Annotated in this window: 19 protein-coding genes; 8 read left to right on the top strand and 11 right to left on the bottom strand. The window is 73.2% G+C overall.

Going from position 1 to position 24,629, the window contains the following annotated elements:
• Positions 1-157: 157 nt before the first annotated feature.
• The 3 genes from AB0D66_RS22870 (at position 158) to AB0D66_RS22860 (ending at position 3,215) form a co-directional block, all read left to right on the top strand.
• A complete protein-coding gene (locus AB0D66_RS22870; RefSeq protein ID WP_362306437.1) occupies positions 158-1,276 on the top strand; it encodes a DUF3533 domain-containing protein in 1,119 nt (372 codons plus the stop codon).
• The gene (locus AB0D66_RS22865; protein ID WP_362306434.1) at positions 1,273-1,944 is read left to right on the top strand and encodes an acetate uptake transporter; all 672 of its coding nucleotides are present in this window, start codon (positions 1,273-1,275) and stop codon (positions 1,942-1,944) included. Before AB0D66_RS22870 ends, AB0D66_RS22865 begins: the two co-directional genes overlap by 4 nt.
• A gap of 86 nt (positions 1,945-2,030) precedes the next feature.
• Positions 2,031-3,215 carry an AAA family ATPase gene (locus AB0D66_RS22860; RefSeq protein ID WP_362306431.1) on the top strand — a complete coding sequence of 395 codons (1,185 nt, stop codon included), beginning with the start codon at positions 2,031-2,033 and terminating at the stop codon, positions 3,213-3,215.
• A 215-nt stretch (positions 3,216-3,430) separates the two neighbouring features.
• Here AB0D66_RS22860 and AB0D66_RS22855 read toward each other — a convergent pair whose 3' ends face one another.
• Positions 3,431-5,086, bottom strand: a complete 1,656-nt coding sequence (locus tag AB0D66_RS22855; protein WP_362306428.1) for an amidohydrolase — start codon at positions 5,084-5,086, stop codon at positions 3,431-3,433.
• 190 nt (positions 5,087-5,276) lie between these two features.
• Positions 5,277-6,686: a cytosine permease gene (locus AB0D66_RS22850; protein ID WP_362306425.1), complete on the bottom strand. Its 1,410-nt coding sequence runs from the start codon at positions 6,684-6,686 to the stop codon at positions 5,277-5,279.
• Positions 6,687-6,824: 138 nt separating this feature from the next.
• Here AB0D66_RS22850 and AB0D66_RS22845 point away from each other — a divergent pair, with 138 nt between their 5' ends.
• A complete protein-coding gene (locus tag AB0D66_RS22845) occupies positions 6,825-7,427 on the top strand; it encodes a TetR/AcrR family transcriptional regulator (protein ID WP_362306422.1) in 603 nt (200 codons plus the stop codon).
• 150 nt (positions 7,428-7,577) lie between these two features.
• Here the strand turns inward: AB0D66_RS22845 and adhE are convergent, their stop codons facing one another.
• From adhE to AB0D66_RS22830, 3 genes are all read right to left on the bottom strand, one after another.
• The gene (gene adhE, locus AB0D66_RS22840; RefSeq protein ID WP_362306418.1) at positions 7,578-10,199 is read right to left on the bottom strand and encodes a bifunctional acetaldehyde-CoA/alcohol dehydrogenase; all 2,622 of its coding nucleotides are present in this window, start codon (positions 10,197-10,199) and stop codon (positions 7,578-7,580) included.
• Between the two features lie 255 nt (positions 10,200-10,454).
• Complete coding sequence (gene fxsB, locus AB0D66_RS22835) at positions 10,455-12,773, bottom strand: radical SAM/SPASM protein FxsB, inactivated metallohydrolase extension form (protein ID WP_362306415.1); 2,319 nt, start codon at positions 12,771-12,773, stop codon at positions 10,455-10,457.
• Positions 12,774-12,829: 56 nt separating this feature from the next.
• Entirely contained in the window at positions 12,830-13,012 is a 183-nt protein-coding gene (locus AB0D66_RS22830; protein WP_362306412.1) for a hypothetical protein, read from the bottom strand.
• A 97-nt stretch (positions 13,013-13,109) separates the two neighbouring features.
• Here AB0D66_RS22830 and AB0D66_RS22825 point away from each other — a divergent pair, with 97 nt between their 5' ends.
• The gene (locus tag AB0D66_RS22825; protein WP_362306409.1) at positions 13,110-13,970 is read left to right on the top strand and encodes an alpha/beta hydrolase; all 861 of its coding nucleotides are present in this window, start codon (positions 13,110-13,112) and stop codon (positions 13,968-13,970) included.
• Here AB0D66_RS22825 and AB0D66_RS22820 read toward each other — a convergent pair.
• From AB0D66_RS22820 to AB0D66_RS22805, 4 genes are all read right to left on the bottom strand, one after another.
• The gene (locus tag AB0D66_RS22820) at positions 13,903-14,703 is read right to left on the bottom strand and encodes a hypothetical protein (protein ID WP_362306406.1); all 801 of its coding nucleotides are present in this window, start codon (positions 14,701-14,703) and stop codon (positions 13,903-13,905) included. The two genes, AB0D66_RS22825 and AB0D66_RS22820, sit on opposite strands and share 68 nt — an antisense overlap.
• Positions 14,704-14,801: 98 nt before the next feature.
• A complete protein-coding gene (locus tag AB0D66_RS22815; protein ID WP_362306403.1) occupies positions 14,802-15,686 on the bottom strand; it encodes a S1 family peptidase in 885 nt (294 codons plus the stop codon).
• Between the two features lie 136 nt (positions 15,687-15,822).
• Complete coding sequence (locus AB0D66_RS22810; protein WP_362306400.1) at positions 15,823-16,635, bottom strand: DUF1684 domain-containing protein; 813 nt, start codon at positions 16,633-16,635, stop codon at positions 15,823-15,825.
• 93 nt (positions 16,636-16,728) lie between these two features.
• Complete coding sequence (locus AB0D66_RS22805) at positions 16,729-18,036, bottom strand: DUF5685 family protein (protein WP_362306629.1); 1,308 nt, start codon at positions 18,034-18,036, stop codon at positions 16,729-16,731.
• Positions 18,037-18,319: 283 nt separating this feature from the next.
• On the opposite strand from AB0D66_RS22805, the gene sepF reads away from it, so the two are divergent.
• Complete coding sequence (gene sepF / locus AB0D66_RS22800) at positions 18,320-18,769, top strand: cell division protein SepF (protein ID WP_069919643.1); 450 nt, start codon at positions 18,320-18,322, stop codon at positions 18,767-18,769.
• Between the two features lie 9 nt (positions 18,770-18,778).
• On the opposite strand, the gene AB0D66_RS22795 is transcribed toward sepF, so the two are convergent.
• Entirely contained in the window at positions 18,779-19,951 is a 1,173-nt protein-coding gene (locus AB0D66_RS22795) for an acyl-CoA dehydrogenase family protein (RefSeq protein WP_362306396.1), read from the bottom strand.
• A gap of 118 nt (positions 19,952-20,069) precedes the next feature.
• Complete coding sequence (locus tag AB0D66_RS22790) at positions 20,070-21,776, bottom strand: MFS transporter (RefSeq protein WP_362306393.1); 1,707 nt, start codon at positions 21,774-21,776, stop codon at positions 20,070-20,072.
• 282 nt (positions 21,777-22,058) lie between these two features.
• Between AB0D66_RS22790 and AB0D66_RS22785 the strand changes: the two genes are divergently transcribed.
• Positions 22,059-23,195, top strand: coding sequence for a glycosyltransferase family 39 protein (locus tag AB0D66_RS22785; protein ID WP_362306390.1), 1,137 nt, complete (start codon positions 22,059-22,061; stop codon positions 23,193-23,195).
• A 227-nt stretch (positions 23,196-23,422) separates the two neighbouring features.
• Entirely contained in the window at positions 23,423-24,472 is a 1,050-nt protein-coding gene (locus AB0D66_RS22780) for a phosphatase PAP2 family protein (RefSeq protein ID WP_362306387.1), read from the top strand.
• The last annotated feature ends 157 nt before the right edge of the window (positions 24,473-24,629 follow it).

Below are 24,629 nucleotides of genomic sequence, written 5' to 3'. Positions count from 1 at the left end.
GTTGCCCCCGTTCCTTCGACTCCCCCGCTCTCCACCATAGAGCAATTCGAATATCCGTGCGAAACACTTGTTCGATCATCCGGGAGGTGGCCCCGGAGATCACCCATTGGGCCCACCCCTGCTGCGCCCCGTCCCCCGTACGCCGAGCGTGGGGGGCATGACCCAGCCCACCGAGAGCACCGACGCAGGTCCGTCCGGCGGCTTCCTCGCCGAGATCAAGGACGCCGTGACCACCCGGGCAGCCCTGCTGGTCCTGGGGGTGCTGGCCCTCCAGCTCGCGTTCATCACCTCGTACATCGGTGCCTTCCACCACCCCAAGCCCAGCGAGATCCCCCTCGCCGTGGCCGCGCCCGCCGCGCAGGTCGCCGAGCAGACCGCAGAGCAGCTCGCCGCCTTGCCCGGCAAGCCGCTCGCCCCCCGGACGGCCGGGGACGAGGCCGCCGCGATCCGCCTGATCGAGAACCGGGACGTGGACGGCGCGCTGATCGTCGACCCGGCCGGGCAGACCGACAGGCTGCTGGTCGCCTCCGGCACCGGGGCCTCCCTCTCGCAGGCCCTCGAGGAGATCGTCGGCGCGGCGGAGAAGGCCCGGGGGCGGACCGTCAAGGTCACCGACGTGGCCCCGGCCTACCGGGGCGACAGCCGCGGCCTGAGCTCCTTCTACCTGGTCGTCGGCTGGTGCGTGGGCGGCTACCTGTGCGCCGCGATCCTCGCCATCAGCGCCGGCGCCCGGCCCGCGAACTCCGCCCGCGCCGTCATCCGGCTCGGCGCACTGCTCGTGTACGCCATCGCCGCCGGACTGCTCGGCGCGGTCATCGCCGGCCCGGTCCTGGACGCGCTGCCCGGCTCGCTCATGGCCCTGTGGGGTCTGGGCACCCTCGTCGTCTTCGCGGTGGGCGCGATCACCCTGGCCCTCCAGGGGCTGGCGGGCGTGGTCGGCATCGGGCTCGCGATCCTGCTGGTCGTGGTGTTCGGCAACCCGAGCGCGGGCGGCGCCTATCCGTACCCGCTGCTGCCGCCGTTCTGGAAGGCGATCGGCCCCGCCCTGCCGCCGGGCGCCGGTACGTACGCCGCGCGCTCCATCGCGTACTTCAGGGGCAACGGCACGACCGGGCCGATGCTGGTGCTGGCCGCCTGGGCGGTGGCCGGCTCGGCGATCACGATCGCCTGCGCGCTCTTCCGCGGGGGCAGGCCCGGAGCCGCCGTGGGCAGCGGGCTCCCCGACGACTCGCCGTCGGTCCCCCGGTTCGTGGGCGAGGGGACCGAGGCCCGGTGAACACCCCGGGGCTTCCGGGCTTCCGCAACCGGCAGGGCCCGGCCGAACAGGCCGTCTCCGTCAAGCGGATGGAGCCCAGCGCCCAGGCCCAGCTGGGCGCGCTCGGCCTCACCGGCTTCATCGTGGTCACCGTCATCGCCACGGGCATCGACGCGGGCGTCTTCCCCGAGAAGCTCGGCCACTCGGTGCTGCCGCTGGTCGGCTTCTTCATCGGCGGGCTGGCCCAGCTGCTCGCCGGACTCTTCCAGGCCCAGCGCGGCGACACCTGGCACGCCACCGTCTTCGGGGGCTTCGGACTCTTCTGGATGGCCAAGGCCTGCCTGCTCCAGTGGGTGCTGCCGGCCACCGATCCCGCGCTGCGCGGGGACGTCAGCGGGCTGTTCACGCTCCCTTGGGTGTTCGTGGTGTTCGTCCTGTGGATCGGCAGCTTCCGGATCCATCTGGTGCTGCTGTCCACCTTCACCTGCGTGCTCGTCGTCTTCGTCGCGATGACGGTCAGCGGGTTCACCGGATCGGTGGTCTGGAACCGGATCACCGGCTGGAGCGGGCTGCTGGCCGCGCTCGGGGCGACCTACCTCCTCGCCGGCCAGATCATGGCCAGCACCTGGGGCCGCCAGGTCCTCCCGATGGGCCGCTTCCTGGCCCCCGAGGAACACGCCGAGACCTGAACGCACCCCGATCGCGCCCGATCTCACCTGATCATCCCTGACCGCGTCTGATCGCCCTGACCCCCTGATCGCGGCATCATCGAGAGGTGATCACCACTCTGGCGGTGGAGAACTACCGCTCCCTGCGCAAGCTGATCGTCCCGCTGGGCCGGCTCACCGTCGTCACCGGCGCGAACGGCACGGGCAAGTCCAGCCTCTACCGCTCCCTGCGCCTGCTCGCCGACTCCGCGCGGGGCGGCGCGATCGCGGCGCTGGCCCGGGAGGGCGGGCTGCCGTCGACGCTGTGGGCGGGGCCGGAGAAGCTCGGCCGGTCGGTGCGCGAGGGGCACCACCCGCTCCAGGGCACGGTCCGCACCGAGCCGGTCAGCCTGCGGCTGGGCTTCGCCGGGGACGAGTTCGGCTACGCGGTGGACTTCGGCCATCCGGCGCCGGTCCCCGACTCCCTCTTCGCCCTGGACCCGGAGATCAAACGCGAGTGCACCTGGGCCGGTCCGGTGCTGCGCCCGGCGGCGCTGCTGTCCGACCGCGCGGGGCCCGCCGTACGGACGCGGACGGCGGACGGCGGCTGGCACCGCACACAGAACGCCCTGCGCCCGTACGACTCCATGCTCAGCGAGCTCGCGGACCCCCAGCTGGCACCCGACCTGCTGGCCCTGCGGGAGCGGATGCGGTCGTGGCGGTTCTACGACCACGTCCGCACCGACGCCGGGGCGCCCGCCCGGATCCCCCGGATCGGCACCCGCACGCCGGTGCTCGGCGCCGACGGCTCCGACCTGCCGGCCGCGCTCCAGACGATCCGGGAGATCGGCGACCACGCCGCGCTGGACGCCGCCGTCGACGCGGCCTTCCCCGGGACCCGGGTCTCCGTCACCGACCGGGACGGCCGGTTCGAGCTGGAGCTCCACCAGCAGGGCCTGCTGCGGCCGCTGGGCGCGGCCGAGCTTTCCGACGGTACGCTGCGCTACCTGCTCTGGACGGCGGCCCTGCTCACGCCCCGCCCGCCGGCGCTGATGGTGCTGAACGAGCCGGAGACCAGCCTCCACCCGGACCTGCTGGCCCCGCTGGCGGACCTGATCCTCACCGTGAGCCGGGACACCCAGACGGTGGTGGTCACGCACGCGACCCCGCTGGCTGACGCCCTGGCGGCGGGCACCCGCCGGCACCGGGTCGACCTGCGGACGATCACGCTGCTGAAGGAATTCGGCCGCACCGAGGTCGCGGGCCGCGAGGGCCCCCTGGACGAACCCCTCTGGCACTGGCCCCAACGCTGACCCCCGCCGGGGGGGGCACATTCAGCCCCGCCGGCGTTTGAGGAGTGGGGGGTCCCCCGGACGGAGTCTGGGGGAGGGTCCGGGGCGGAGCCCCGGGAAGGCGGCCCGCACGGGCTCACCCCGCGGTCACCCCCTCCGGCCCAGGTCCCGGCCCAGGTCCCGGCCCCGGCCCCGACCCCGCCCACCCGTGTCCCACAGGCGGAGCCGCCCCCGCGTCAGCCCGCCCGGTGGACCGCTTCGCCCGCCACCACCACCGTCTCGGCGACCGTTCCCGGGATGGACTCCACCGGGATCTCGAAGATGTTCCGGGACAGGACCACGAAGTCCGCCGCCTTGCCCACCGTCAGGGAACCCCGCTCGCCCTCCAGGAAGTTGGCGTACGCCGAGCCCATCGTGTAGCCGTGGACCGCGGTCTCCACGTCCACCGTCTCCCCCGGCTGCCACGGCTCGCCGCCGCCCAGCGGCCGCCGCGTCACCGCCGTGTAGATGCCGATCATCGGGTCCATCTCCGCCACGTTCCAGTCGCTGGAGAACGCCAGGACCGCCCCCGCCTCGTGCAGGCTCCGCATCGGCCAGGCCTTGTGCCAGCGGTCCGGGCCCACGTTCTCGGCCCAGTCCTGGCCGGGGCCCGCGATCTCCGGCGCGCAGTGCCGCGGCTGCATGCAGGCCACCACGCCCAGCTCCGCGAAGCGCGCCACGTCCGCCGGGTCCAGGCACTCCACGTGCACGACCTGGTGGCGTGCGTCGCGCGGGCCGTTCACCGACCGCGCGTGCTCCACCGCGTCCAGGACGGTCCGGATGCCCCGGTCCCCGGTGGCGTGCACGAAGCACTGGAAGCCCCGCGCGTCCAGCCCGGCGAGGAGCTCCGCGAACTCCTCGGCCGGGTAGAAGGTCTCGCCCCGGTGGTGCCCGCAGCCGGCGTACGGCTCCAGCAGCGCGGCCGTACGCGGCTCCACCACGTCGTCGATGTACAGCTTGAGCGGCCCCACCCGCAGCCGGTCCCCGGCGAACCGGCGGGCCGCGTCCTCGAAGTCGGCCAGGTCGGCCCCGCCCGTCCCCCGCGGGTGGAACAGCGCGGCGACGATCCGCGAGCGCAGCCGCCCCTCCGCCCGGGCGCGCTCGTAGAGCTCCAGGTCGTCGAGGGAGTTCTGCGGCTCCACCACCGTGGTGATGCCGAAGCCGATCGCGTCGTCGAGGCTCTTGGCGAGCCGTCCGTACTGCCGGTCCGGCGAGGCCCACGGCACACCCAGGTCGCGCAGCGCCCGGTGGCCGTCGCGGGACAGGCCCTTGATCGCGAAGTCCTTGACGAAGCCGGTCGGCTCCCCGGTCTCGGGGTCGGTGGCCGCCGTCCCGAAGGGCAGGTCCGTACGGTCCCGGCTGACGCCCAGGCGCCGCATGGCCGCCGTGTTCAGCCAGGCCGTGTGCACGTCGTACGAGAGCACCAGCGCCGGGACGTCCCCGGTGACCGGGTCGAGGTCGGCGGCGGCCGGCATCCGGCCGCCCGGGATCGCGGAGTAGTCGAAGGCCTCGGCCTCGATCCACTCGGCGTCCGGGTTGGCCTGCCGCCAGGCCAGGATCCGCTCGTGGATGCCGTCCAGCGTCCGCACCCCGGCGAGCTGCACGCAGGCGTCGTCGGAGCCGAGCCGGACGTGGTTGTGCGCGTCGATGAAGCCGGGCAGCACGAGCCTGCCGCCCGCGTCGATCCGCTCGGTGTCCGGTCCGGCCCAGCCGGCGGCCTCGGCGTCCGGGCCGAGCCAGACGATCCGGCCGTCGTGCACGGCCATGGCTTCGGCCTCGGGCAGAGCCGGGTCCACGGTGTGGATGCGGGCTCCGGTGAGCAGCAGGTCGGCGGGGAAGGGGCGGCGTGCCATGTGCGGGTGCTCCATTACGACGTGGGACGGGAGGCGGGAGAGGGGAACGGCGGCGGGAACGGGAGGCGGGAGAGGGAACGGAGGCGGGAAGGGGAGGCGCGGGCGGGAGACGGTGAACGGAAGGGGTCGGCGGGAGCGGCGCGGGCGGGGGCCGCGGTGCGCGGGAGACGCGGGACGCGGCCCCGCCCGGTCAGGCCACCGGGGCCGCGGAAGCGGCGGCCGGGGCGTACGCCGGGGTCCGGCGGGCCAGCGCCCAGTACGTGAGCCCGGAGACGACCGAGCCGAGGAGGGTGAGGTCGGCGCCGCCGAGGGGGGCCACCAGCGGCCCGGTCCACAGCTCGGAGTCGCAGGTCAGGGTGGCGAAGGCCATGCCGGCGAGCAGCGCGGCCATCCCGGCCGGGTGGTAGCCGGCGCGGTACCAGTAGGCGCCCGCGCTCCCGGCGTGCAGCGCGTCGGAGTCGTAGCGGCAGCGGCGCAGCAGCATGTCGGCGAGGAAGACCCCGCCCCAGGGCGCGAACACGATGATCAGGAGGGACAGGAAGGCGAGCAGGGAGGTGGTGAAGTCGGTGAGGAAGAGCGCGGCGAGCGAGCCGAGCGCGGTGACGGCGGCGCTGATCACGATGGCCCGGGCGCGGCTCCACGGGATGCCGAGGACCTGGAGGTTCAGGCTGGAGGAGTAGAGCGTGATGATCGAGTTGGTGACCGAGCCGCCGAGGACGAGGGCCAGGAACAGCGGCTGGAACCAGCCGGGCAGCAGGCTCTCGGCCCCCGCGACCGCGTCGGTCATGTCGGTCTGGGTGGCGGCGGCCACGCCCGCGACGCCGAGGGCCACGGAGGAGGCGAAGCCGCCGAGGGCGCCCATCCAGGTGATCGACTTCAGGGAGGTGGTCCGGGGCAGGTAGCGGGTGTAGTCGGCGGGCATCGGCAGGTAGGAGAACGGTCCGGCGAGCATGACCACGAAGGCCAGGCTCCAGCCGGACAGCCCGGGGGCGTCGGCGGGGGCGGCGGTGTCGGCGCCGGGCAGGACGAAGACGAGCAGCGCGCCGAAGCCGGCGGCGAGGACGTAGGCCATCCAGCGCTCGGCGAACTGCACGGTGGCGTGGCCCCACATGGCGACGGCGAAGGTGAGCGCGAGGGTGGTGCCGAGTGCGAGGGCCCGTACCAGGGGGCCGCCGCCCAGGCCGACTTCGGCGAAGAAGACTTCCAGCGCGAGCGTGCCGACCACGGTGTTGACGATGGTGTAGCCGATGCTCACCACCCAGTTGAGGACCCCGGCCGGGAAGTTGCCGCGGACCCCGAAGGCGGCGCGGGAGACGACCAGGGTGGCGGTGCCGGTGCGGATGCCGGCGAGTCCGGCGGCGCTGATGGCGAAGAACGACAGTCCGCTGAGCACGACCACGGCGGTGGCCTGCCAGAAGGAGAGCCCGAAGGCCACGGCCAGGGCCCCGTTGATGACGTAGGTGAAGGTGAGGTTGGAGCCGAACCAGAGCCAGAAGAGGTCCTTGGCGCTCCCGTGGCGTTCCGCGTCGGGAATGGGGTCGATCCCGTGGGTCTCGACCCGGAACACCTCGTCCACGTCGGCTGTCTCCTGCTGTCCCATGACGGACCCCTGACCTCGAGCGATCTTGAATGGCGTTCTAAGTTCTTGAATGGCATTCAAGATGGGGGGTGCGACGGGACCCCGTCAAGACCCTGTCCGGGATAAGGTCTGGCCAGGAAGATCCGGAGGGCGGGAGCGGTGGCGGGAGCAGCACGGCGGCGCGACGGGCAGATCGCCCAGGAGCGGATGCTGGAAGAGGCCATGGCGGCGATCGCCGAGAACGGCCTGGCGGCGCTGACCATGTCCGCGCTGGCCGAGCGGCTCGGCACCAGCGGCGGCCACATCCTGTACTACTTCGGCAGCAAGGACCGGCTCCTGCTGGAGGCCCTGCGCTGGAGCGAGGAACTGCTCACCGGGGAGCGCCGGGCCCTGCTCGGCCGCCGGGTGACGGCCGCCCGCAAGCTCGACCAGTTCCTGGAGCTCTACCTCCCCGAGGGGCCGCGCGACCCGCGCTGGACCCTGTGGATCGAGCTGTGGGCCCGTACGGCCTCCAACGAACCGCTGAAGGCTGCCCAGGAGGAGATCGACGACAGCTGGCAGCGCGACCTGGAGACGCTGCTGGCCAAGGGCGTGGACCAGGGCCGCTTCGCCCCCCTGGACATCCCGGCCCGGGCCTCGGAGCTGCTCGCCCTGCTGGACGGGCTGAGCACCCGGGTGGTGCTGGGCCAGCGCGGCGCGGACCGCGCCCGGGCCCTGGACCAGGCCCGCTCGGCGGCGGCGGCCCTGGTCCCGCCCGCGTAACGGACCGCCCCGTTCCGGCACCGCACTGCACCGCCCCGCCCCGGGCTACGGGCCGCAGACCACGATCCACGGGCACGCGGAACGGCCCGCCCGGGTCTCGGGGCCCGGGCGGGCCGTCGCGCGCGTCCTCCTCGGGGGCGGCCTCGGGGGTCAGCTCCTGCCGGCGGGAGCCCCTTCCGCGTTGCCGTAGTACGCCTGCCGCATCAGCCGGTGCATGTCGTCGATCATCGGCATCCGCGGGTTGGCGGGGGCGCACTGGTCGGCGTAGGCGTTCATGGCCTGGACCGGCAGGGCCTCGATGAAGGCGTCCTCGTCCACGCCCTCCTCGGCGAAGGAGGCGGGGATCCCGCACTTGGTACGGAGCTCCTCGACGGCCCGGGCGTACGACTCGACGCCCTCGGCCGGGGTGGCGGCCGGCAGGCCCAGCATCTTCGCGATCTCCTGGAAGCGCTCCGGGGCCCGGTAGACCTCCGCCTTCGGCCACGGCGTGGCCTTGTGCGAGACCGTGCCGTTGTGCCGGATCACGTGCGGCAGCAGGATCGCGTTGGTGCGGCCGTGGGCCACCTTGAAGGTGTTGCCCAGGGTGTGCGCCATCGCGTGCACCAGGCCGAGGAAGGCGTTCGCGAAGGCCATGCCCGCCACCGTGGAGGCGTTGTGCATCTTCTCGCGGGCCTCGGGGTCGTTCGGCCCGTCGACGACGCAGCGCTGGAGGTTCTCGAAGATCAGCTTGATCGCCTGGAGGCAGAGCCCGTCGGTGTAGTCGTTCGCGTAGGCGGAGACGTAGGCCTCGGTGGCGTGCGTCAGGGCGTCGAAGCCGGAGTCCGCGGTCACGGTGGGGGGCAGGCCCATGGGCAGGACCGGGTCGACGATGGCGACGTCCGGGGTCAGCGCGTAGTCGGCGAGCGGGTACTTCTGGGCCGCGGCCGGGTCGGAGATGACGGCGAACGGGGTGACCTCGGAGCCGGTGCCGGAGGTGGTCGGGATGGCCACCATCCGGGCCTTCTCGCCGAGCGAGGGGAACGTGTAGGCGCGCTTGCGGACGTCGAAGAACTTCTCCTTGGTGTCCCCGAACTCGACCTCCGGGCGCTCGTACATCAGCCACATGATCTTCGCGGCGTCCATCGGCGAGCCGCCGCCGAGCCCGATGATCGTGTCGGGCTCGAAGTCGCGCATCATCGCGGCTCCGGCCTGCACGGTCGACAGCTCGGGGTTGGGCTCGACGTTGTCGATGACCTGGACGGCGACGGAGCCCCGGCGGGCCTGGAGGATGTCGGTGACCTTCTGGACGAAGCCGAGGGCGACCATCGTCTTGTCGGTGACGATCGAGACGCGGCCGATGCCCTCCATCTCACCGAGGTAGCGGATGGAGTTGCGCTCGAAGTAGATCTTCGGCGGGACCTTGAACCACTGCATGTTGGTGTTGCGCCGTCCGATCCGCTTGACGTTGACCAGGTTCACCGCGGTGACGTTGTTCGACACCGAGTTGTGGCCGTACGAGCCGCAGCCGAGGGTGAGTGAGGGCAGGAAGGCGTTGTAGACGTCGCCGATGCCGCCGAAGGTGGAGGGCGAGTTGGCGATGACGCGGACCGCCTTGACCTTCCTGCCGAACTCCTCGACGAGCTCCTCGTCCTCGGCGTGGATGGCGGCGCTGTGCCCCAGGCCGTGGAACTCCACCATCTCCGCGGCCAGTTCGAGGCCGTGCTCGGTGTCGGAGGCCTTCAGGGCGGCCAGCACCGGGGAGAGCTTCTCGCGGGTGAGCGGCTCACCCTCGCCGACCTCGCCGCACTCGGCCAGCAGGAGGGAGGTGCCCTCCGGGACGGTGAACCCGGCCTGCTCGGCGATCCACTGCGGGGACTTGCCGACGACGGCGGCGTTCAGCTTGGCGCCCGCGCAGTCGGCGGCGTAGGCCGTGGTACCGAAGACGTACTGCTCCAGCTTGGTCTTCTCGGCGGCGGTCACCACGTGGGCGCCGAGCCGCCTGAACTCGGCGAGGCCCTGCTCGTAGATCTCCCGGTCCAGGATGACGGCCTGCTCGGAGGCGCAGATCATGCCGTTGTCGAAGGCCTTGGAGAGCACGATGTCGTGGATCGCCCGGGCCAGCTTGGCGCTCTTGTGGACGTATGCCGGGACGTTGCCGGCGCCGACGCCCAGGGCCGGCTTCCCGCAGGAGTAGGCGGCCTTGACCATGGCGTTGCCGCCGGTGGCCAGGATGGTGGAGACGCCCGGGTGGTTCATGAGGGCGCCGGTGGCCTCCATGGAGGGAGCGGTCACCCACTGCACGCAGTTCTCGGGGGCGCCGGCGGCGACGGCGGCGTCGCGGACGATGCGGGCGGCCTCGGCCGAGCAGTTCTGCGCGGAGGGGTGGAAGGCGAAGATGATCGGGTTGCGGGTCTTCAGGGCGATCAGCGCCTTGAAGATCGTGGTCGAGGTCGGGTTGGTGACCGGGGTCATCGCGCAGACGACGCCGACGGGTTCGGCGATCTCGGTGATGCCGTTCAGCTCGTCGCGGCTGATGACGCCCGCGGTCTTCAGCCCGCGCATCGAGTTGACGACGTGCTCGCAGGCGAAGAGGTTCTTGACGGCCTTGTCCTCGAAGAGGCCGCGGCCGGTCTCCTCGACCGCGAGCCGCGCGAGGTCACCGTGCCGGGCCAGTGCGGCCAGCGAGGCCTTCTTGACGATGTGGTCGACCTGCTCCTGGTTGAACGACTCGAACCGGTCGAGCGCCTTGAGCGCTTCCCGGACGAGTCCGTCCACCATCTCGTTGGCCTGCATGGCAGGAACTCCTTCGTTTCGACCTGGCGCGACCTGATGTCCCAATTCGACACCCGATACGGGATCCCGCCGGGCCGATAAAGCCCTTTCCCGGCAGGACGAAGGTCCGTTCACGCCTGTTCACCGGCTTGCCCTATGCCCTCTGAGCTGCGGAGATACGGAAGGCCGAAAGACCCATGCGCGCTTGTGAAAACTTTCACAAGAATTTCCCGAGATGCCTTCCCGCATTCCGGATCCGGCCCGTCCCGTCCCGATTCACGGCCCGGCCCCGATGCACGACCCCGTCTCGAACTCCCGGCCCATTCGGGCCACGACCGCCCGACCGCTCACCGTCAGCTCCGCCGCTCCGGAGAGCCGGTCCAGCGCCCGCGCGATCGCCTCGCCCTCACTCCTCCCGTCCCCGTCCCCGTCCCTGTCCCCGTCCCGCCCAGGCGCCGCCCGCCGGAACCCCTCGGCCGCCACCCTCGCGTACACCTCCGCCAGCAGCTCCGACACCGGCACCGGCCGCTCCCGCCACGGGGACTCGTGCAGCCACTCCCCGTCCAGGGCGTACAGGTCGGCCACCTCCGTCAATTCGCGGAGCCCGGCCCGCCGCCGGCCGGTGAGCAGCGCCAGCGCGGTCCGGCGTACGTCCGCCGCGTAGGGCACGCCCAGCACCCCGGGCCCGCACCGCCCCGCGGCCCCCGCGACCCCGGCCCCGCCCCCGGCCGGCCCGCGCGGCCCGCCCCCGAGCGGCGTGAGCGTGCCGAGGCCCGCCGCGGTCTCCCGTGCCGGGCCCGGCACGGTGCGCTCCAGCAGCTCCCAGGCCGCGGTGAGGCGGCGCTGCCAGTGCGCCGCCTCCGCTTCCGTCAGCCTCGGCCGGGGCGGCCGGGCGAAGCAGTCGCGCAAGGGGTCGAGGTCCTCGAAGGCCATCGGCGGCACCTGCGCCCCGGCTCCGGGCCACCTCCGTACCGGCTGCCAGCGCGGATCCCCCTCGGAGGGCCCGAAGTGCCGCTCGGTACGGCCCTCCCGTACGCGGAACCCGGTGTCGGTGGCCCTGATCTCGGCCCGGCCCGCGCCGCCCCGCGCCCCCGCCGACCCGTCCGTGCGCAGCAGCCCGAGCGTGGGCAGGTACAGCTCCCTGCCCCGGAGCGGCACGGCCGCGGCCCCTTCCAGCCGCCCGCGCGCCCGCACCAGGGCCGCCGCCGCCAGCGCGGACAGCCGCCGAGCGGGCGCCTCGCCGGGCGGCCGGCCCCGGTGCACGGCGTCCAGGGCGGACAGCAGCCAGGTGCGGGTGTACGGGTGGTCCAGTACGGCGTCCAGGGCCTCCGGCGCCGCGGCCTCCACCGCCATGAGGAGCTCCCAGGAGCGCTGCCAGTCCCCGCCCGCCGCCACGGCCGGCTCCGCGTGCAGCCGTGCCAGCAGCACCCGGGTGAGCTCGTGCTGGGAGTCGCGGAGCACGGCGGGGTCGGCGGCCTCGGGGGCGACGGCGGTCCGGGCGGTGCGCGCCCCGACCCCGTCGACCAGTTCCCGCAGGTCGGTGCAGTAGACGGAGGGGTTGTCGAAGCCGTTCGCGGCCCGGTAGCGGTGCGCGTAGAGGCCGCCGCCGCAGGAGAGCACCACGGGACACCGGCGGCACGCGGCGCTGACCCCCGCGAGGCCCGCCTGGCGGGCCCGGATGCCGGGGTGGGCCGCCACCTCGTCGAAGGCGTGGGTGAAGACGTCGAACCCGGTGGCGGCCGCGCCCTCGTGAGCGGTCTTCAGCGAGTCGGCCTGCTCCAGGGTGCCGTCGGTCTCGACGACGACCAGGTCGGTGGGCGCCAGGCCGAGGGACTCGGTCAGGCTCGGCCCGCCCCGCAAGGTGCTCAGCAGGGAGTCGAACATCCGGACCGGCATCGGCCGCCCCGTCTCCTCCCACCGGTCGAAGGCCCGCAGCAGCCACCGCGCGTAGGCGTCGGGGCGGCCGTCCGGCCGTGCCGGGGGCGCCTCCCAGGTGGCGTGCGGCAACAGGAAGTCGATGCGCGGCGGTTCGAGCGCACAGAGCGCGTCGAACACCGCGCGGGGGTCGTTCTGCACGTCCACCGTGCAGAGCAGGCCCTGGTAGAGGTGCCGGTAGCGGTCCTGCCCCAGCAGTGCGAGCGCCCGCAGGACCAGGGGGTGGCTGGTGCGGCCGTTCGCGAAGCGGCGGTGCCGGTCGTTGGCCGCCCGGTCCCCGTCGAGGGACACCCCGACCTTGACCCCGTACGCGTCGAACAGGTCGAGGAAGGCGGGGCTCAGCCGCAGCCCGTTGGTGTGGATGCGCAGATCGGGTTCCGCCACCCCGTCGAGCGCCCGGGTCAGCACCTCGCACAGCATCCGCAGCCGGGCCGGTCCGGCGAGCAACGGCTCGCCGCCGAGCATGATGACGGTCACCGAGGGCAGGCGATGGGCGGCCGCGTGCTCGGCCAGCCGCCGCGCGAACCCCTCGGCCACCGCCCGGGAGACCACGGCGGGCCGCCGCCGCCAGCTCTGGTCCGCGTGTTCGTAGATGTAGCAGTGGTCGCACGCGAGATCACACCTGCTGTGCACCTTGACCACGAACTCCCGGAACGGCACGAGCGGTCCGGCACCGGCCCCGGCGCCGGGCTCCCGCGCGGCCGGTGTGCCCGTGCTCAGAGCGCGGAGTTGAAGCTGACCGTCCGCGGTCCGCCGGCATCGGCCGCCCTGGGCAGCACCCGGGCGATGCGCGGGTCGGCGTCCGTCCCGCGGGCGGCGAGCGAGGCCAGGCTGGTCCGGCTGCCGTGCTCCGGCCGAGCCGGTGCGGCGGCGGGCTGCTGCTTCTGGGTGGTCGTCACGGTTCCCCCCTCAGGGTCGTGGCTGTGTTTCCATCAGGAGAGCTGTCGTCATGAGACTAGAGACATCTGTAGGCAGCCGGAAGACCGCGGAGGCGCCGTGCGGGTCGAGGTGAAGGCGGGAGACGGCCGCTTGCTGGTGGCCGAGGTCTGGGGAGCGCCGCACGGGCTTCCCGTACTGCTGCACCACGGGACCCCCGGGAGCAGGCTGGGGACCGCGCTGCGCGACATCACGGAGCACTACCCGGACATCCGCTTCTTCGCGTACGACCGGCCCGGCTACGGGGACTCCGAGAGGTGTCCGGGGCGGACGGTGGCCGATGCCGCCCACGACTCCGCGGCCGTCGCGGACGCCCTGGGCGTGGAGACCTTCGCCGTCGTCGGCCGCTCCGGTGGCGGACCTCACGCCCTCGCGTGCGCGGCGCTGCTCCCGGAGCGGGTGACGGGGACGGCCGCGCTGGTCAGCCTGGCGCCGTGGGACGGGGCGGGGCTCGACTGGTTCGCCGGAATGACCCCCCACAACGCGGAGCACTACGCCCTCGCGGTCCGTGACCCCGAGGCCCTGGAGCGGCGGCTCACGCCCCGCGCGGCGGCGATCTGCCGCGATCCGGGCCGGCTGCTCGAGGAGCTGCGGGCGGACCTCGCCGAAGCCGATCTGCCGGTCCTCTCGGACCACCTGGTGCATCAGGTGATCCTGGACAACTACCGTGAGGCGCTGCGCACTTCCGTGTACGGGTGGTTGGACGACAGCCTGGCGTTCTGCCGTCCCTGGGGCTTCGACCCGGGTTCGATCCCCGGCCGGGTCCTGCTCTGGCGCGGTTCGGAGGACGCCTTCTCCCCGCTGGGCCACTTCCGCTGGCTGGCCGGGCACATCGAGCACAGCACCGCCGTGATCAAGCCCGGTGCGGGTCACTTCGCGGCTCAGTACGCGCAGCCGGAGGCCCTGGACTGGTTGTTGTGACCGACGGCTGCTCCTCGACGGGGGCGTTCCACTCCTTGCGGGCGCCTTCGAGGCACTCGATGATCCGCTCGTGCGTGTCCCCGACGCTGTCCACCACGCGTATGCGCATGTAGAAGGCCTGCACCTCGGCGATGAACCGCCGCGAGAACACGCCCACCCCGACGGTCTCGTAGGTACCGGTCGCCACCAGCGGGTATCCGGCGCCGAAGGAGGTGATCCGGAAGTCGACGGCCCCCCGCAGGCCCTGCTCGGCCAGCCGCTCACCCACGGCGGCCGGGCCCGTCCACACCACGTCGGCGTCGTCCGGGTCCCCCACCGGGTCCCCGGCCATCACGAGGTGGTAGTCCACGTGGTCCAGCACCACGTTGTGCTGTCCGCCGTTGAGGATGCCCACGTTCCAGGACTTCGCGGGGCCGGGCAGCAGCCCGGGCATGAACTCGGACCGCCACCCCAGCGCGGGCCGGACCGTACGCGCGTACTGGGCCCTTGCCAGCACCGCGCCGGCCGCGACGGCCAGCAGGCTCGCCAGGGGCTCGGCACTGATCAGCTCGAGGCGCCACGGCCAGTCGGCGCGCGCCGCCTCGGATACGTTGCCGCGTACGACCTCCCAGACGAGGACCGCGGCCAGCACGCACAGCAGCACCAGGGGTGCCGTGAACAGCCAGCGGTTGCGGCGGATGCGCCGCTGGCTGTCGGGAAAGGGGCGTACCCGCCCGGATGGTGCACTGCTCATGCCCGTGTCTCCCCCCAAGACGAACCCCCGCCCGGTGGTCCGGGCGGGGGCTCGCAGTCGTGACTCAAGCCGGGCGGGGCTCCTACCCGCCCGCAAGGTCAGTACACGCTGACCCCGTAGGCGTTGAGGGCCTCGACCACGGGCTGGAAGAAGGTGGTTCCGCCCGAGGAGCAGTTGCCGCTGCCGCCGGAGGTGAGGCCGACCGCTCGGGTGCCCGAGTAGAGCGGGCCGCCGCTGTCGCCGGGCTCGGCGCAGACGTTGGTCCTGATCATGCCGTAGACGACGTCGCCGTTGCCGTAGTTGACGGTGGCGTTGAGGCCGGTCACCCGGCCGCTGTGGGTGCCGGTGGTGGAGCCGCGCCGGGTCACGGACATGTTGACCGTGGCGTTGACGGCGCTGGTGATGTCCTGGCCGCCTACGGTGCCCGGCGGGACCGGCGAGTTGCTGGCGTACTTGATCAGGCCGTAGTCGTTGGTCGGGAAGCTGGATCCGGTGGTGCTGCCGAGCACGGTGGTGCGGGCGGAGTTGGTCCACCAGGTGCCGGCGCCATCGGTGCAGTGCCCGGCGGTCAGCGCGTAGTAGTTGCTGCCGCTGCGCACGTTGAAGCCGAGGGAACAGCGCCAGCTCGACGCGTAGATCGCGTCGCCGCCGGAGGCCAGTTTGGTCAGCTTGCCGGGGGTGCGCTCGATGCGCAGGGCCCCGGCGTCGGCTCCGGCCTCGCGCTTGATTCTCGCGAGGGCGGCGGCGGAGACGGTGGAGTCGGCGGTGACCACGAGGGTCCCGGTGGCGGGGTCGGTGTGCCAGGCGGTGCCCGCGACGTCGGCGCGCAGGACGGACGCGCCGGCCGAGGCCAGTCGCGCGGCGCTGAATCCGTCGTCCTGTGGGTCCGCGTTCGCCACGGTGGGGGCGGCGAGTGCTGCGACGGCGGCCAGGCCGGTGGCCGCCGCGAGCAGCCTGGTACGGGTGATGCTCTTGATCCTCACTTCTCGTCCTCCGAGAGGGTCGGGGGCTCGGCGGTTGTGGGGGTGCCGGAGCCCGTGAGGCGCAGTCAGGGCACGGGAAGCACACGCTTTTGTGCCGTGCCCCTGACAAGCACTGTCGGGAGTGTGGTGTCGTCGGTTACCGGTCGGCAAGGGCGCCTTTCAGCCGCCGCTCCCCCGCCGCCACTTCGAAGGGCAGCGTGTTGCCGGGCGGCGGAAAGGGGCAGATGAAGTGGTCGGCGAAGGCACAGGGAGGCAGGAGGGCCCGGTTGAAGTCCACCGTGATCGAGCCGTCTTCGGCGGGGGTGCCGGGTTTGAGGAAACGGAAGCGATAGCTGGAGCGTCCGCCGGTGGCGTCGCCGAAGACGGCCCAGAGGCTGCCGTCCTCCTCGTCGACGGCCACCTGGAGGGTGTGCTCGACGCCTTCGAAGGGGAAGCGCAGCTCCCCGCCGAGGCCGAGCCCGCGCGCCCGCCCGTCGGCGTTCTCCACCTGGACCGTCCGGTCCTCGCCGTACGGGCGGAACCGCCCGGGCAGGCTGAAGGCCGGATCGTACGGGGAGGCCGCCAGGCCGGCGAAGGCCCGGCGGGTTTCGGAGTCCGGGTCGAAGACGCGGACCGCCCACTGCCCTTCCCGCCGGATCACCACGAGCCGCCGCTCCCCGGCGCGGAGCCGGGAACGCGCGGGCGGGGCCTCGTCGGCGGAGAGCTCCGCCTCACCGGCGAAGGGCTCGCCGTCGAGGTGAACGGAGTCCTCCGCGGCGGCGGCCAGCACCACCGAGGCGTCGGTGGCGCGCCAGTTTCCCGGAACGGCCGGAATTCGACCTTCCGGGTAGTCGGCGAGCCAGTAAGTGCCCGTCAGTGCGAGCGGACCGTACGGGGCGGACACGGACGCCACCCGTCGCTCGTGCCATTTCCGCCAGTCCGCGGGCGGATCGTCTGCGTCATCGCTCATGCCGCTCAACCCTTCCACGCAGGTCCGGCCGGGAACCATGGGGTACCCCGTCCGGACGTGCGCGACCTGAGAGGGCGTCAGCCCGCGCCCGGCTCAGCAGCCGTCGCAGGGACAGCAGCAGCAGTCGCCGCAGCCGCAGTCACAGTTGCAGTTGCCGCAGTCGCAGTTGTCGCACCAGGGCTGCTTCTTCTCCCGGGACCACGGCCCCTCGTGCTCGGTGCAGCAGAGCTGGCAGGTGCAGAACAGGCCGAGGGCCACCGCGCACCCGGCGAGCAGCCCGCGCCGCGGCTTCTGCGGGGGCCGGCCGCCGCCTCCACCGCCGCCGCCGGGTCCCATGGGCGGCGGGGGCATCCCCGGCCCGCCCGGCGCGTAGGGGGCATCCGGTGCGTAGGGGTTGCCGCCGTAGGGGTTCCCGTTCCCGTACGGGGTGCTCGCGTGCGGGCTGCTCGCGTACGGTCCGGCCCCCTGCGGCCCGGCCCCGTACGGTCCCGCCCCGTACGGCCCGCCGCCCTGCCCCGCGGAGGCGGTCGGCGCGTGCCCGCAGCTGCTGGTCCCGAAGGCGCGGTCCACCGAGGTGCGCAGCTCGTGCACCAGCAGCCGGTGGGCGAGCCCGGCGTCCGCGAACTCCACCTCGCGCAGCGCGAGCCTGATGCCCTGCAGGGCGTCGTCGCACAGCCGCCGGGCCTCGGTCCGCGAGGTGCCGGTGGCGGTCAGCGGGTTCCAGGCGCCGGCCGCGGCGTCCGCCGCCTGGTCCTCCACGGCGTCCAGCAGGTGCGCGAGGCGCCCGAAGTACCGGCCGGCCTCGGCGAGTGCCGGGGCGTTGCCTGGCCGTCCGGCCAGCTGCGCGGTATGCGCGAAGGCGGCGGCCGTCGCGGTCTCGGTCGGCTCGGTCACCACGAGGACCGGGGTGCCGACTCCGGCCAGCGTCTCGATCCCGGCCTGCCGGTCCACGGCGTCGACGAGCACCGCCGTGTCGAAGCCGAGCGAGGCGCCGGTGCGGGCGCCGGCCCGGTCCCAGCCGCGGGCCACCTTGCGGGCGGCCGCGGCTATGGGGGCCCGGGCCAACAGCCCGTCCCGGTCCGCGACGTGGTCCCGCACCTTCGCGGAGGCCAGGACGAGCGAGACGGCGGCGGCGAGCCGCGCGCCCTCGCCGTTGGCCACCGGGGCGGTGCGCATGCCGCGCAGCGGACAGGGCCCCGCGGTGCGCCGGGCGCCGGGAGCGGGACCGGACTGAGCCTCCGTCAGAACGGAGACGAGCAGCCCGTCGTAGTTGGTGACGATCCTGGCGAACTGGCCGTGGTCCCCGCGAAGTGCCAGGCAGAGCCCGCACAGATGGGCCATCCACTCCGCCTTGAACCGCTCGCCCAGCCTGTGCGTGCAAGGTCTGACGATGCCGAACAACTGCTTCCCCCGTGTGTCGTACGCGTGCCTGCCGGGCATGGTATCGACCCGCGTCCTTCACCCGTACGTCCCCACCGGCCACCCGTCCGGCGGCACCGGTCGTATTTTCACTCAGTCAGCAGTGGTAGCTGCCAGGAACCTTGACCGTGCAACGGATGTTCTGCACCAGTACCGTCACGAAACCCCTGCGCGGCGGCTATCCACTTGGCGCGTTGTCAGCATCATGGACGACCATAGGGGCAGCGGAGAGAAGACAGACTGACCACGGTGAAAGGAGGCGTCCATGGGTTCGGTGCGCAAGGCGAGTGCCTGGCTGGGTCTCGTGGAGGACAGCGACGACGAGCGTTACTACGACGACGACTACGCGGAGGCGGCCCAGGGTTCGGTGGCCGGTCCCGGGGAGCAGTGGGTCACCGACCCCCGCGTCAGAGTGGCCTCCGAGTCCGCCGTCGAGCAGGGCCGCCGCATCGCGACGGTCACCCCCGACGGGTTCCGTGACGCGCGGGGCATCGGCGAGCTGTTCCGCGAGGGCGTCCCGGTGATCGTCAACCTGTCGTCGATGGACCCGGGCGACGCGAAGCGCGTGGTCGACTTCGCGGCCGGCCTGACCTTCGGCCTGCGCGGCTCGATCGAGCGGGTGGCGACCAGGGTCTTCCTGCTGACCCCGGCCGACACCCAGATCGTGAGCGGCGAGCCCGGCGGCCGCTCACGCGACTTCTTCAACCAGAGCTAGGCATGGCCCTCACCGGAAGGCGTCGAGCCCGGTGAGCGCCTTGCCCAGCACCAGTTGGTGCATCTCGACGGTGCCCTCGTAGGTGAGGACCGATTCGAGGTTGGTGGCGTGCCGCATGACGGGGTATTCGAGCGAGATCCCGTTGGCACCGAGGATGGTCCGCGCGGTGCGACAGATCTCGATGGCCTCGCGGACGTTGTTGAGCTTGCCGAAGCTGATCTGCTCCGGCCGCAGGGTGCCCGCGTCCATCCGCCGGCCCAGGTGGTGGGCGAGCAGGATGCCCTTGTGGAGTTCGAGGGCCATGTCCGCGAGTTTGGCCTGGGTGAGCTGGAAGCCGCCGATCGGCTTCCCGAACTGCTCACGGGTCTTCGCGTAGTCGAGCGCCGCCTCGAAGCTGGCGCGTGCCGCGCCCATCGAACCCCAGACGATCCCGTACCGCGCGTGGCTGAGGCAGCCGAGCGGCCCCTTGAGACCGGTGACTCCCGGCAGGACCGCGTCCGCGGGCAGCCGCACCTCGTCCATGATCAGCTCACTGGTCACCGAGGCGCGCAGCGACCACTTGTGCCTGATCTCGGGAGCGGAGAACCCCGGCGTGTCGGTCGGGACGGCGAAGCCCCTGATCCCCTCGTCGGTCTGCGCCCACACCACGGCGACCGCGGCGACGGACCCGTTGGTGATCCACATCTTCCGGCCGCTCAGCACCCAGTCGCCGCCGTCGCGCTTGGCGTGGGTCCGCATCGCGGCGGGGTCCGATCCCACGTCGGGCTCGGTCAGCCCGAAGCAGCCGATCAGCTCTCCGGCCGCCATCCCGGGCAGCCAGCGCTGCTTCTGCTCCTCGGAGCCGTACTTCCAGATCGCGTACATGGCGAGCGAGCCCTGTACGGAGACCAGCGAGCGGATGCCGGAGTCGGCCGCCTCCAGCTCCAGGCAGGCCAGCCCGTACTGCACGGCGCTGGCGCCCGCGCACCCGTACCCCTCCAGGGACATGCCGAGCGCGCCGATCGATCCGAGCTCCCGGGCCAGCTCGCGGATCCCGGGGAGCTCGCCGCTCTCGTACCAGCCGGCGATGTGGGGCAGCACCCGGTCGGCGGCCCAGTCGCGGACGGTGTCGCGGACGGCGAGGTCCTCGGGCCCGAGGAGCTCGTCGATCCCGAGCGGATCAAGGGGCAGGAACGCGGACACGGGGCCTCCCGGCGGCCTGGGTACAGAACCTAGCAGCGCAAGTTTTACGCTGCGCCGAAGCTAGACGCCCAACTCCCCCACCGTCCAGCCCCGACTTCCTGCCCGCGTACCCGGCGGCTCAGCCCGTACGCCCCGACACCCGCCCGACGGCCGCATCCGGCTCCGCCGCGGGAGCCGGAACCTTGGCGGCGGCCCGAGGCCCCGGCGCCGCCGGCTCCGCACAGGCCTGCGCCGGCAACCGCACCCCGTCGCCCTCGCCGGCCTCGGCCCCGCAGTCCATCGCCCTCGGCAGCTTCAGCGCCATCACCGCCCCCGCGACCAACAGCCCCGCGCTGACCAGCAGCGTCACGTGCAGCCCGTGCACGAACGAGTTCCGCGCCGCGGCGTGCAGGGCCTCCCCCGCCGGCCCGCCGAGCTGCGCGGCGATCTGGTAGGCCTCGCCCAGCGAGTGCGCGGCGCCCGCCGAGTCCTCGGCCGACACCCCCGGCACCCCCGCCAGCCCCGGCGCGTACGCGGCGTTCATCACGCTGCCCAGCAGCGCGATGCCCATGCCCGCGCCCAGCTGGTACGAGGTCTCGCCGATGGAGGCCGCGCCGCCCGCGGTGGCCGCCGGAGCCTCGTTCAGCATCGACTCGTACGCGGCGAACAGCGTGGTCTGGAGCCCGAAGCCGAGCAGGATGAAGCCGACCGTCAGCAGTACGGGACGGTCGTCGTGGCCCATGAACGTGAGCACGACGACGGCGAAGGCGGTGAGCAGGAAGCCGAGCGAGACCATGGTGCGCGGCCCGACCCTGGCCAGGGTGTAGGAGCCCGTGGCCCCGGCCGCCATCGCGGCGAAGGTCAGCGGCAGCAGCCGCAGGCCGGTCTCCAGCGGGCTGAGGTGCAGCACCAGCTGGAGGTACTGGACGGCGATCAGCTCCAGGCCGACCAGGGCCAGCATGGCGAGCACGATGCAGCCGACCGAGGTCGAGAAGGCGGCGCGGGAGAACATCCGGATGTCGATCAGCGGATGCCGCCGGCGCTTCTGCCGCCGTACGAAGAGGACCAGCAGCGCCACGCCGAGCAGCAGCGGCACCAGCGCCTCGGGGTCGAGGAGGTCCCGCTCGGCGCCCAGCCGCTTGACCCCGAGCACCGAGCCGAGCACACCGGCGGCGGCCATCAGCGCGCCGGTGACGTCCCACGGCCCGTCGCAGGAGCCCTTCGACTCGGGGAGCAGCCAGCGCCCCAGCGGAAGGATCAGCGCCATCAGCGGGATGTTGATGAGGAAGACGGAGCCCCACCAGAAGTGCTGGACGAGGAAGCCGCCGAGTACGGGCCCGCTGGCGGCGCCGATCGCGGCGACGGCGGTCCAGATGCCGATGGCCAGCGCCCGTTCGCGCCGGTCGGGGAAGACCTGGCGCAGGATCGACAGCGTGGCGGGCATGATCATCGCCCCGCCGATGCCGAGCAGCGCGCGGGCGGCGATGAGGACCTGGGCGTTGTCGGCGAGGGCCGCCACGGCCGAGGCCGCGCCGAAGAGCCCGTAGCCGAGGAGGAGTATGCGGCGGCGGCCGACGCGGTCGCCGAGGGTGCCGAAGAGGATCAGCAGCGCGGCGCAGACCAGCGGGTAGGCGTCGACGATCCACAGGAGCTCGATGGATCCGGGACGGAGGTCCTCGGTGAGGGAGGGGACGGCGACGTGCAGGATCGTCGCGTCGAGCGCGACGAGGACCAGGCTGACGCAGAGCACCGCCAGGACGACCCAGCGATTGCCCCCGCCGGAGGCCGCGCGGAGCCGCTGCCAGGGGGCAGTGGTCCGGACTCCGGCCGCGTTCGTCCCCGACATGCATGTACCTCCCAGGTGATCCCTCGCGCTCGGCGGACCAGCGTCTTGCGGAGCCACGGGGGGTGGTGCGCTGTGCGGCGTCCAACGGGGTCCGGCATCGACACGCGAGTGAACGGTCAGCGTACGCGAGTTCGCCTGTCCGACACGTGGTCAAGCTCTCATCCCGGCGGAGGCCGCGCTGTGGTGTGCGCCACTTTTCCCGCCCTCCCCCCTCCCCCGCGTACACGCGCGCTCACGGCCCGTGGTTCTCGGCCGGGGCCCGGGTGCGCGCCACCGATAATCATGCCCGTGAAAGATCTTGGATTGCACCGGTACGCGCCCGCGCTCGCCCTCGCCGGGCCGGCGCTCGCCGTGTTCGCGGCGGTCCGGCTGCTCGGCCTGGCCGTGCTCGGGGCGTGGGGCGCGGCGGTCGGCAGCAGCCCGCACACGCTGCTGTCGGCGCGCTGGGACTCGCTCTGGTACGCCGGGATCGCCGCGGAGGGGTACGGGTACGAGGTGGTCCTCCCGAACGGGGACGTGCACGCGAACCTGGCGTTCTTCCCGCTGCTGCCGTGGCTGGAGCGGCTGGTGTCGGCGGCGACCGGGCTCCCGTACGGCTCGGCGGGCCTGCTGGTCTCCGCGCTGGCGGGGCTGGCCGCGGCCTGGGGGATCTTCGCGGTGGCGGACCTGCTGCACGGCCGCCGGGCCGGGGTGCTCGCCGTCGCCGTCTGGGCCGCGCTGCCCGTCGGGATCGTGCAGTCCATGGCCTACAGCGAGTCGCTGTTCACGGCGCTGGCCGCCTGGGCGCTGTACGGGGCGCTGCGCGGCCGGTGGCTGACGGCCGGCCTGCTCGCGGCCGGGGCGGGGCTGACCCGCCCGGTCGGCGCCGCGGTGGTCGCGGCGGTGTGGGTGGCCGCCGTGCTCGCCTGGCGCGGCGGCGCGCGGTCGTGGCGGATGGCGGCCGGTGCGCTGCTGGCTCCGCTGGGGGCCGGGGCGTACGTGCTGTGGGTCGGCGCACGCACCGGCGGGGGGCTGCTCGGGTACCTGGACGTGCAGGCCGGCTGGGGCAACGGCTTCGACGGCGGCTGGGCCTTCGCCCGGTTCATCGGGGCGAGGCTCGCCTCGTCCGCCTTCGCGGCGGGGGTCGGGCTGATCGCCGGGGTCGTGCTGGTGCTCTGGCTGTACGCGCGGTGCGTGCGCCTGCGCCAGCCGGCCCCGCTGCTCGTGTACGGCGGGATCGTGGTGGCGCTGGCGCTGTGCGCGTCCGGGTACTTCGGCTCCAAGCCCCGGCTCCTGCTGCCGGCCTTCCCGCTGGTGCTGCCGGTGGCGGTGGCGCTGGCCCGGTGGCGGACCCGTCGGGCGGCCGTGGTGCTGGGTGCGGCGGCCCTGCTCTCGGCGGTCTACGGGGCGTTCTGGCTGAACGGCTCGGGCCCGCCGTAACGGAATGGATCATTCCGATCCATTGTTCGGCAAAGGACGACGAGTTGCGGCAATAAAGCCCGGTTAAGTATGCGAAACAATTCCCGGAGCAGTGGATCAAGAAGGCTCCAACCATTGCCGAAATGCTGGGAATTAAGTACCGCGTGAGACCAACTCCACATCACATGGTCATCACAAAGCCCGCGATTCGCACGGGCCGACCATCGGCGCGCGGTAACGTCGATTGAGTGCGTACCGATCAAATCCTGACCCGTCTGGAGCGGGTGTTCGCCCGCCTGGACCGGGAACCAGAGCGACCGGCTCATCTGCAAACCCCGCAGATGAGCCGGCACCGCGTCGTGCTCTTCGGATCGACCCTCGCCTTCTATCTCGCGATCGTGGTGGCCGTACTCACCACCTCCTGGCTCGTCCGGCTGGACTGGCAGATCATGTTCTTCCGGCCCTACGAGCAGTGGCCGCAGCTGCACGCCTTCCTCGACTACCTCGTCGTGCTCGGCCAGCGCGGCCCCACCGCCGTCATGGTCGCCGCCTGGCTCGGCTGGCGCTCCTGGCGCCAGCACACCCTCCGCCCGCTGATCACGCTGGGCGTGGCGCTGCTCCTGCTCAACGTCACCGTCGGGTCCGTCAAGCTCGGCCTCGGCCGGCTCGGCCCGCACTACGCCACCGAGATCGGTTCGGCCGAACTCTTCGCGGGCGGCGATATATTTCCTTCCGGCCACACCGCCAACGCCGTCGTGACCTGGGGAATCCTCGCCTACCTGGCGTCCACCGTGGTCACCCGGCGGGTGCTGTCCGTGGTGTCCGCGGTCGTCTCGCTGAGCGTCGGCGCCACCACCGTCTACCTCGGCACGCACTGGGTCAGCGACGTTCTGCTCGGCTGGTCCGCGGGACTGCTGATCCTGCTCGCGCTGCCCTGGTTCGAGCCGCTCATCGCCCGGACCGAGGCCTACGTCTTCGATCTGCGCGAGCTGCTGCGCCGCCGCGCGGAGACCGGGCGGATGCCCGCGCCGGTCGTGTCCGCGCTCACCCCGCTGCTCTCCGCGGGCGGCAAGTGGCGGCTCGAGCCCGCCGCGACGGAGGCCGCCGCGGAGCCCGCTCCCACGGCCCCCGCGCCCGCCCACACCCCGGCACCCCGGCCCGCGCCCCTGCTCACCGGCCGGCCGCACCTGATCCGCTCCGAGCGGACCCCGGTCACCCCGGCCGGAAGCCGCCGGCCGGCCCACGGCGAGCGGGCGGCCGCCCGCAGCGCCGCGGCCCGCCCGGTCGCCGGCGGCTGAACCACACCGCGCGGGACGGTACGCACCACCTCATCCGCGCAGCGAAGGCGGGCCGGGTCACAGGGTGGCCTTCTCCCGGTACGGGGTGGGCTCGGGGATCAGCACGTCGCGGACGGCGGCGACGTCCGCGCTCCCCGCCACGGGCAGCCCGCGCAGG

Source organism: Streptomyces sp. NPDC048270, assembly GCF_040652335.1.
Lineage (GTDB): Bacteria > Actinomycetota > Actinomycetes > Streptomycetales > Streptomycetaceae > Streptomyces.
The sequence above is the reverse complement of the archived record's forward strand: the minus strand, read 5'-3'. Positions and strand labels throughout refer to the sequence as shown.

Coding starts and splice junctions, on each gene's coding strand:
- AB0D66_RS22810 (WP_362306400.1), bottom strand. CDS start 16,635: ATGAGCGATGACGCAGACGATCCGCCCGCGGACTGGCGGAAATGGCAC.
- AB0D66_RS22790 (WP_362306393.1), bottom strand. CDS start 21,776: ATGTCGGGGACGAACGCGGCCGGAGTCCGGACCACTGCCCCCTGGCAG.
- adhE (WP_362306418.1), bottom strand. CDS start 10,199: ATGCAGGCCAACGAGATGGTGGACGGACTCGTCCGGGAAGCGCTCAAG.
- AB0D66_RS22850 (WP_362306425.1), bottom strand. CDS start 6,686: ATGGGACAGCAGGAGACAGCCGACGTGGACGAGGTGTTCCGGGTCGAG.
- AB0D66_RS22785 (WP_362306390.1), top strand. CDS start 22,059: ATGCCCGTGAAAGATCTTGGATTGCACCGGTACGCGCCCGCGCTCGCC.
- sepF (WP_069919643.1), top strand. CDS start 18,320: ATGGGTTCGGTGCGCAAGGCGAGTGCCTGGCTGGGTCTCGTGGAGGAC.
- AB0D66_RS22820 (WP_362306406.1), bottom strand. CDS start 14,703: ATGAGCAGTGCACCATCCGGGCGGGTACGCCCCTTTCCCGACAGCCAG.
- AB0D66_RS22855 (WP_362306428.1), bottom strand. CDS start 5,086: ATGGCACGCCGCCCCTTCCCCGCCGACCTGCTGCTCACCGGAGCCCGC.
- AB0D66_RS22870 (WP_362306437.1), top strand. CDS start 158: ATGACCCAGCCCACCGAGAGCACCGACGCAGGTCCGTCCGGCGGCTTC.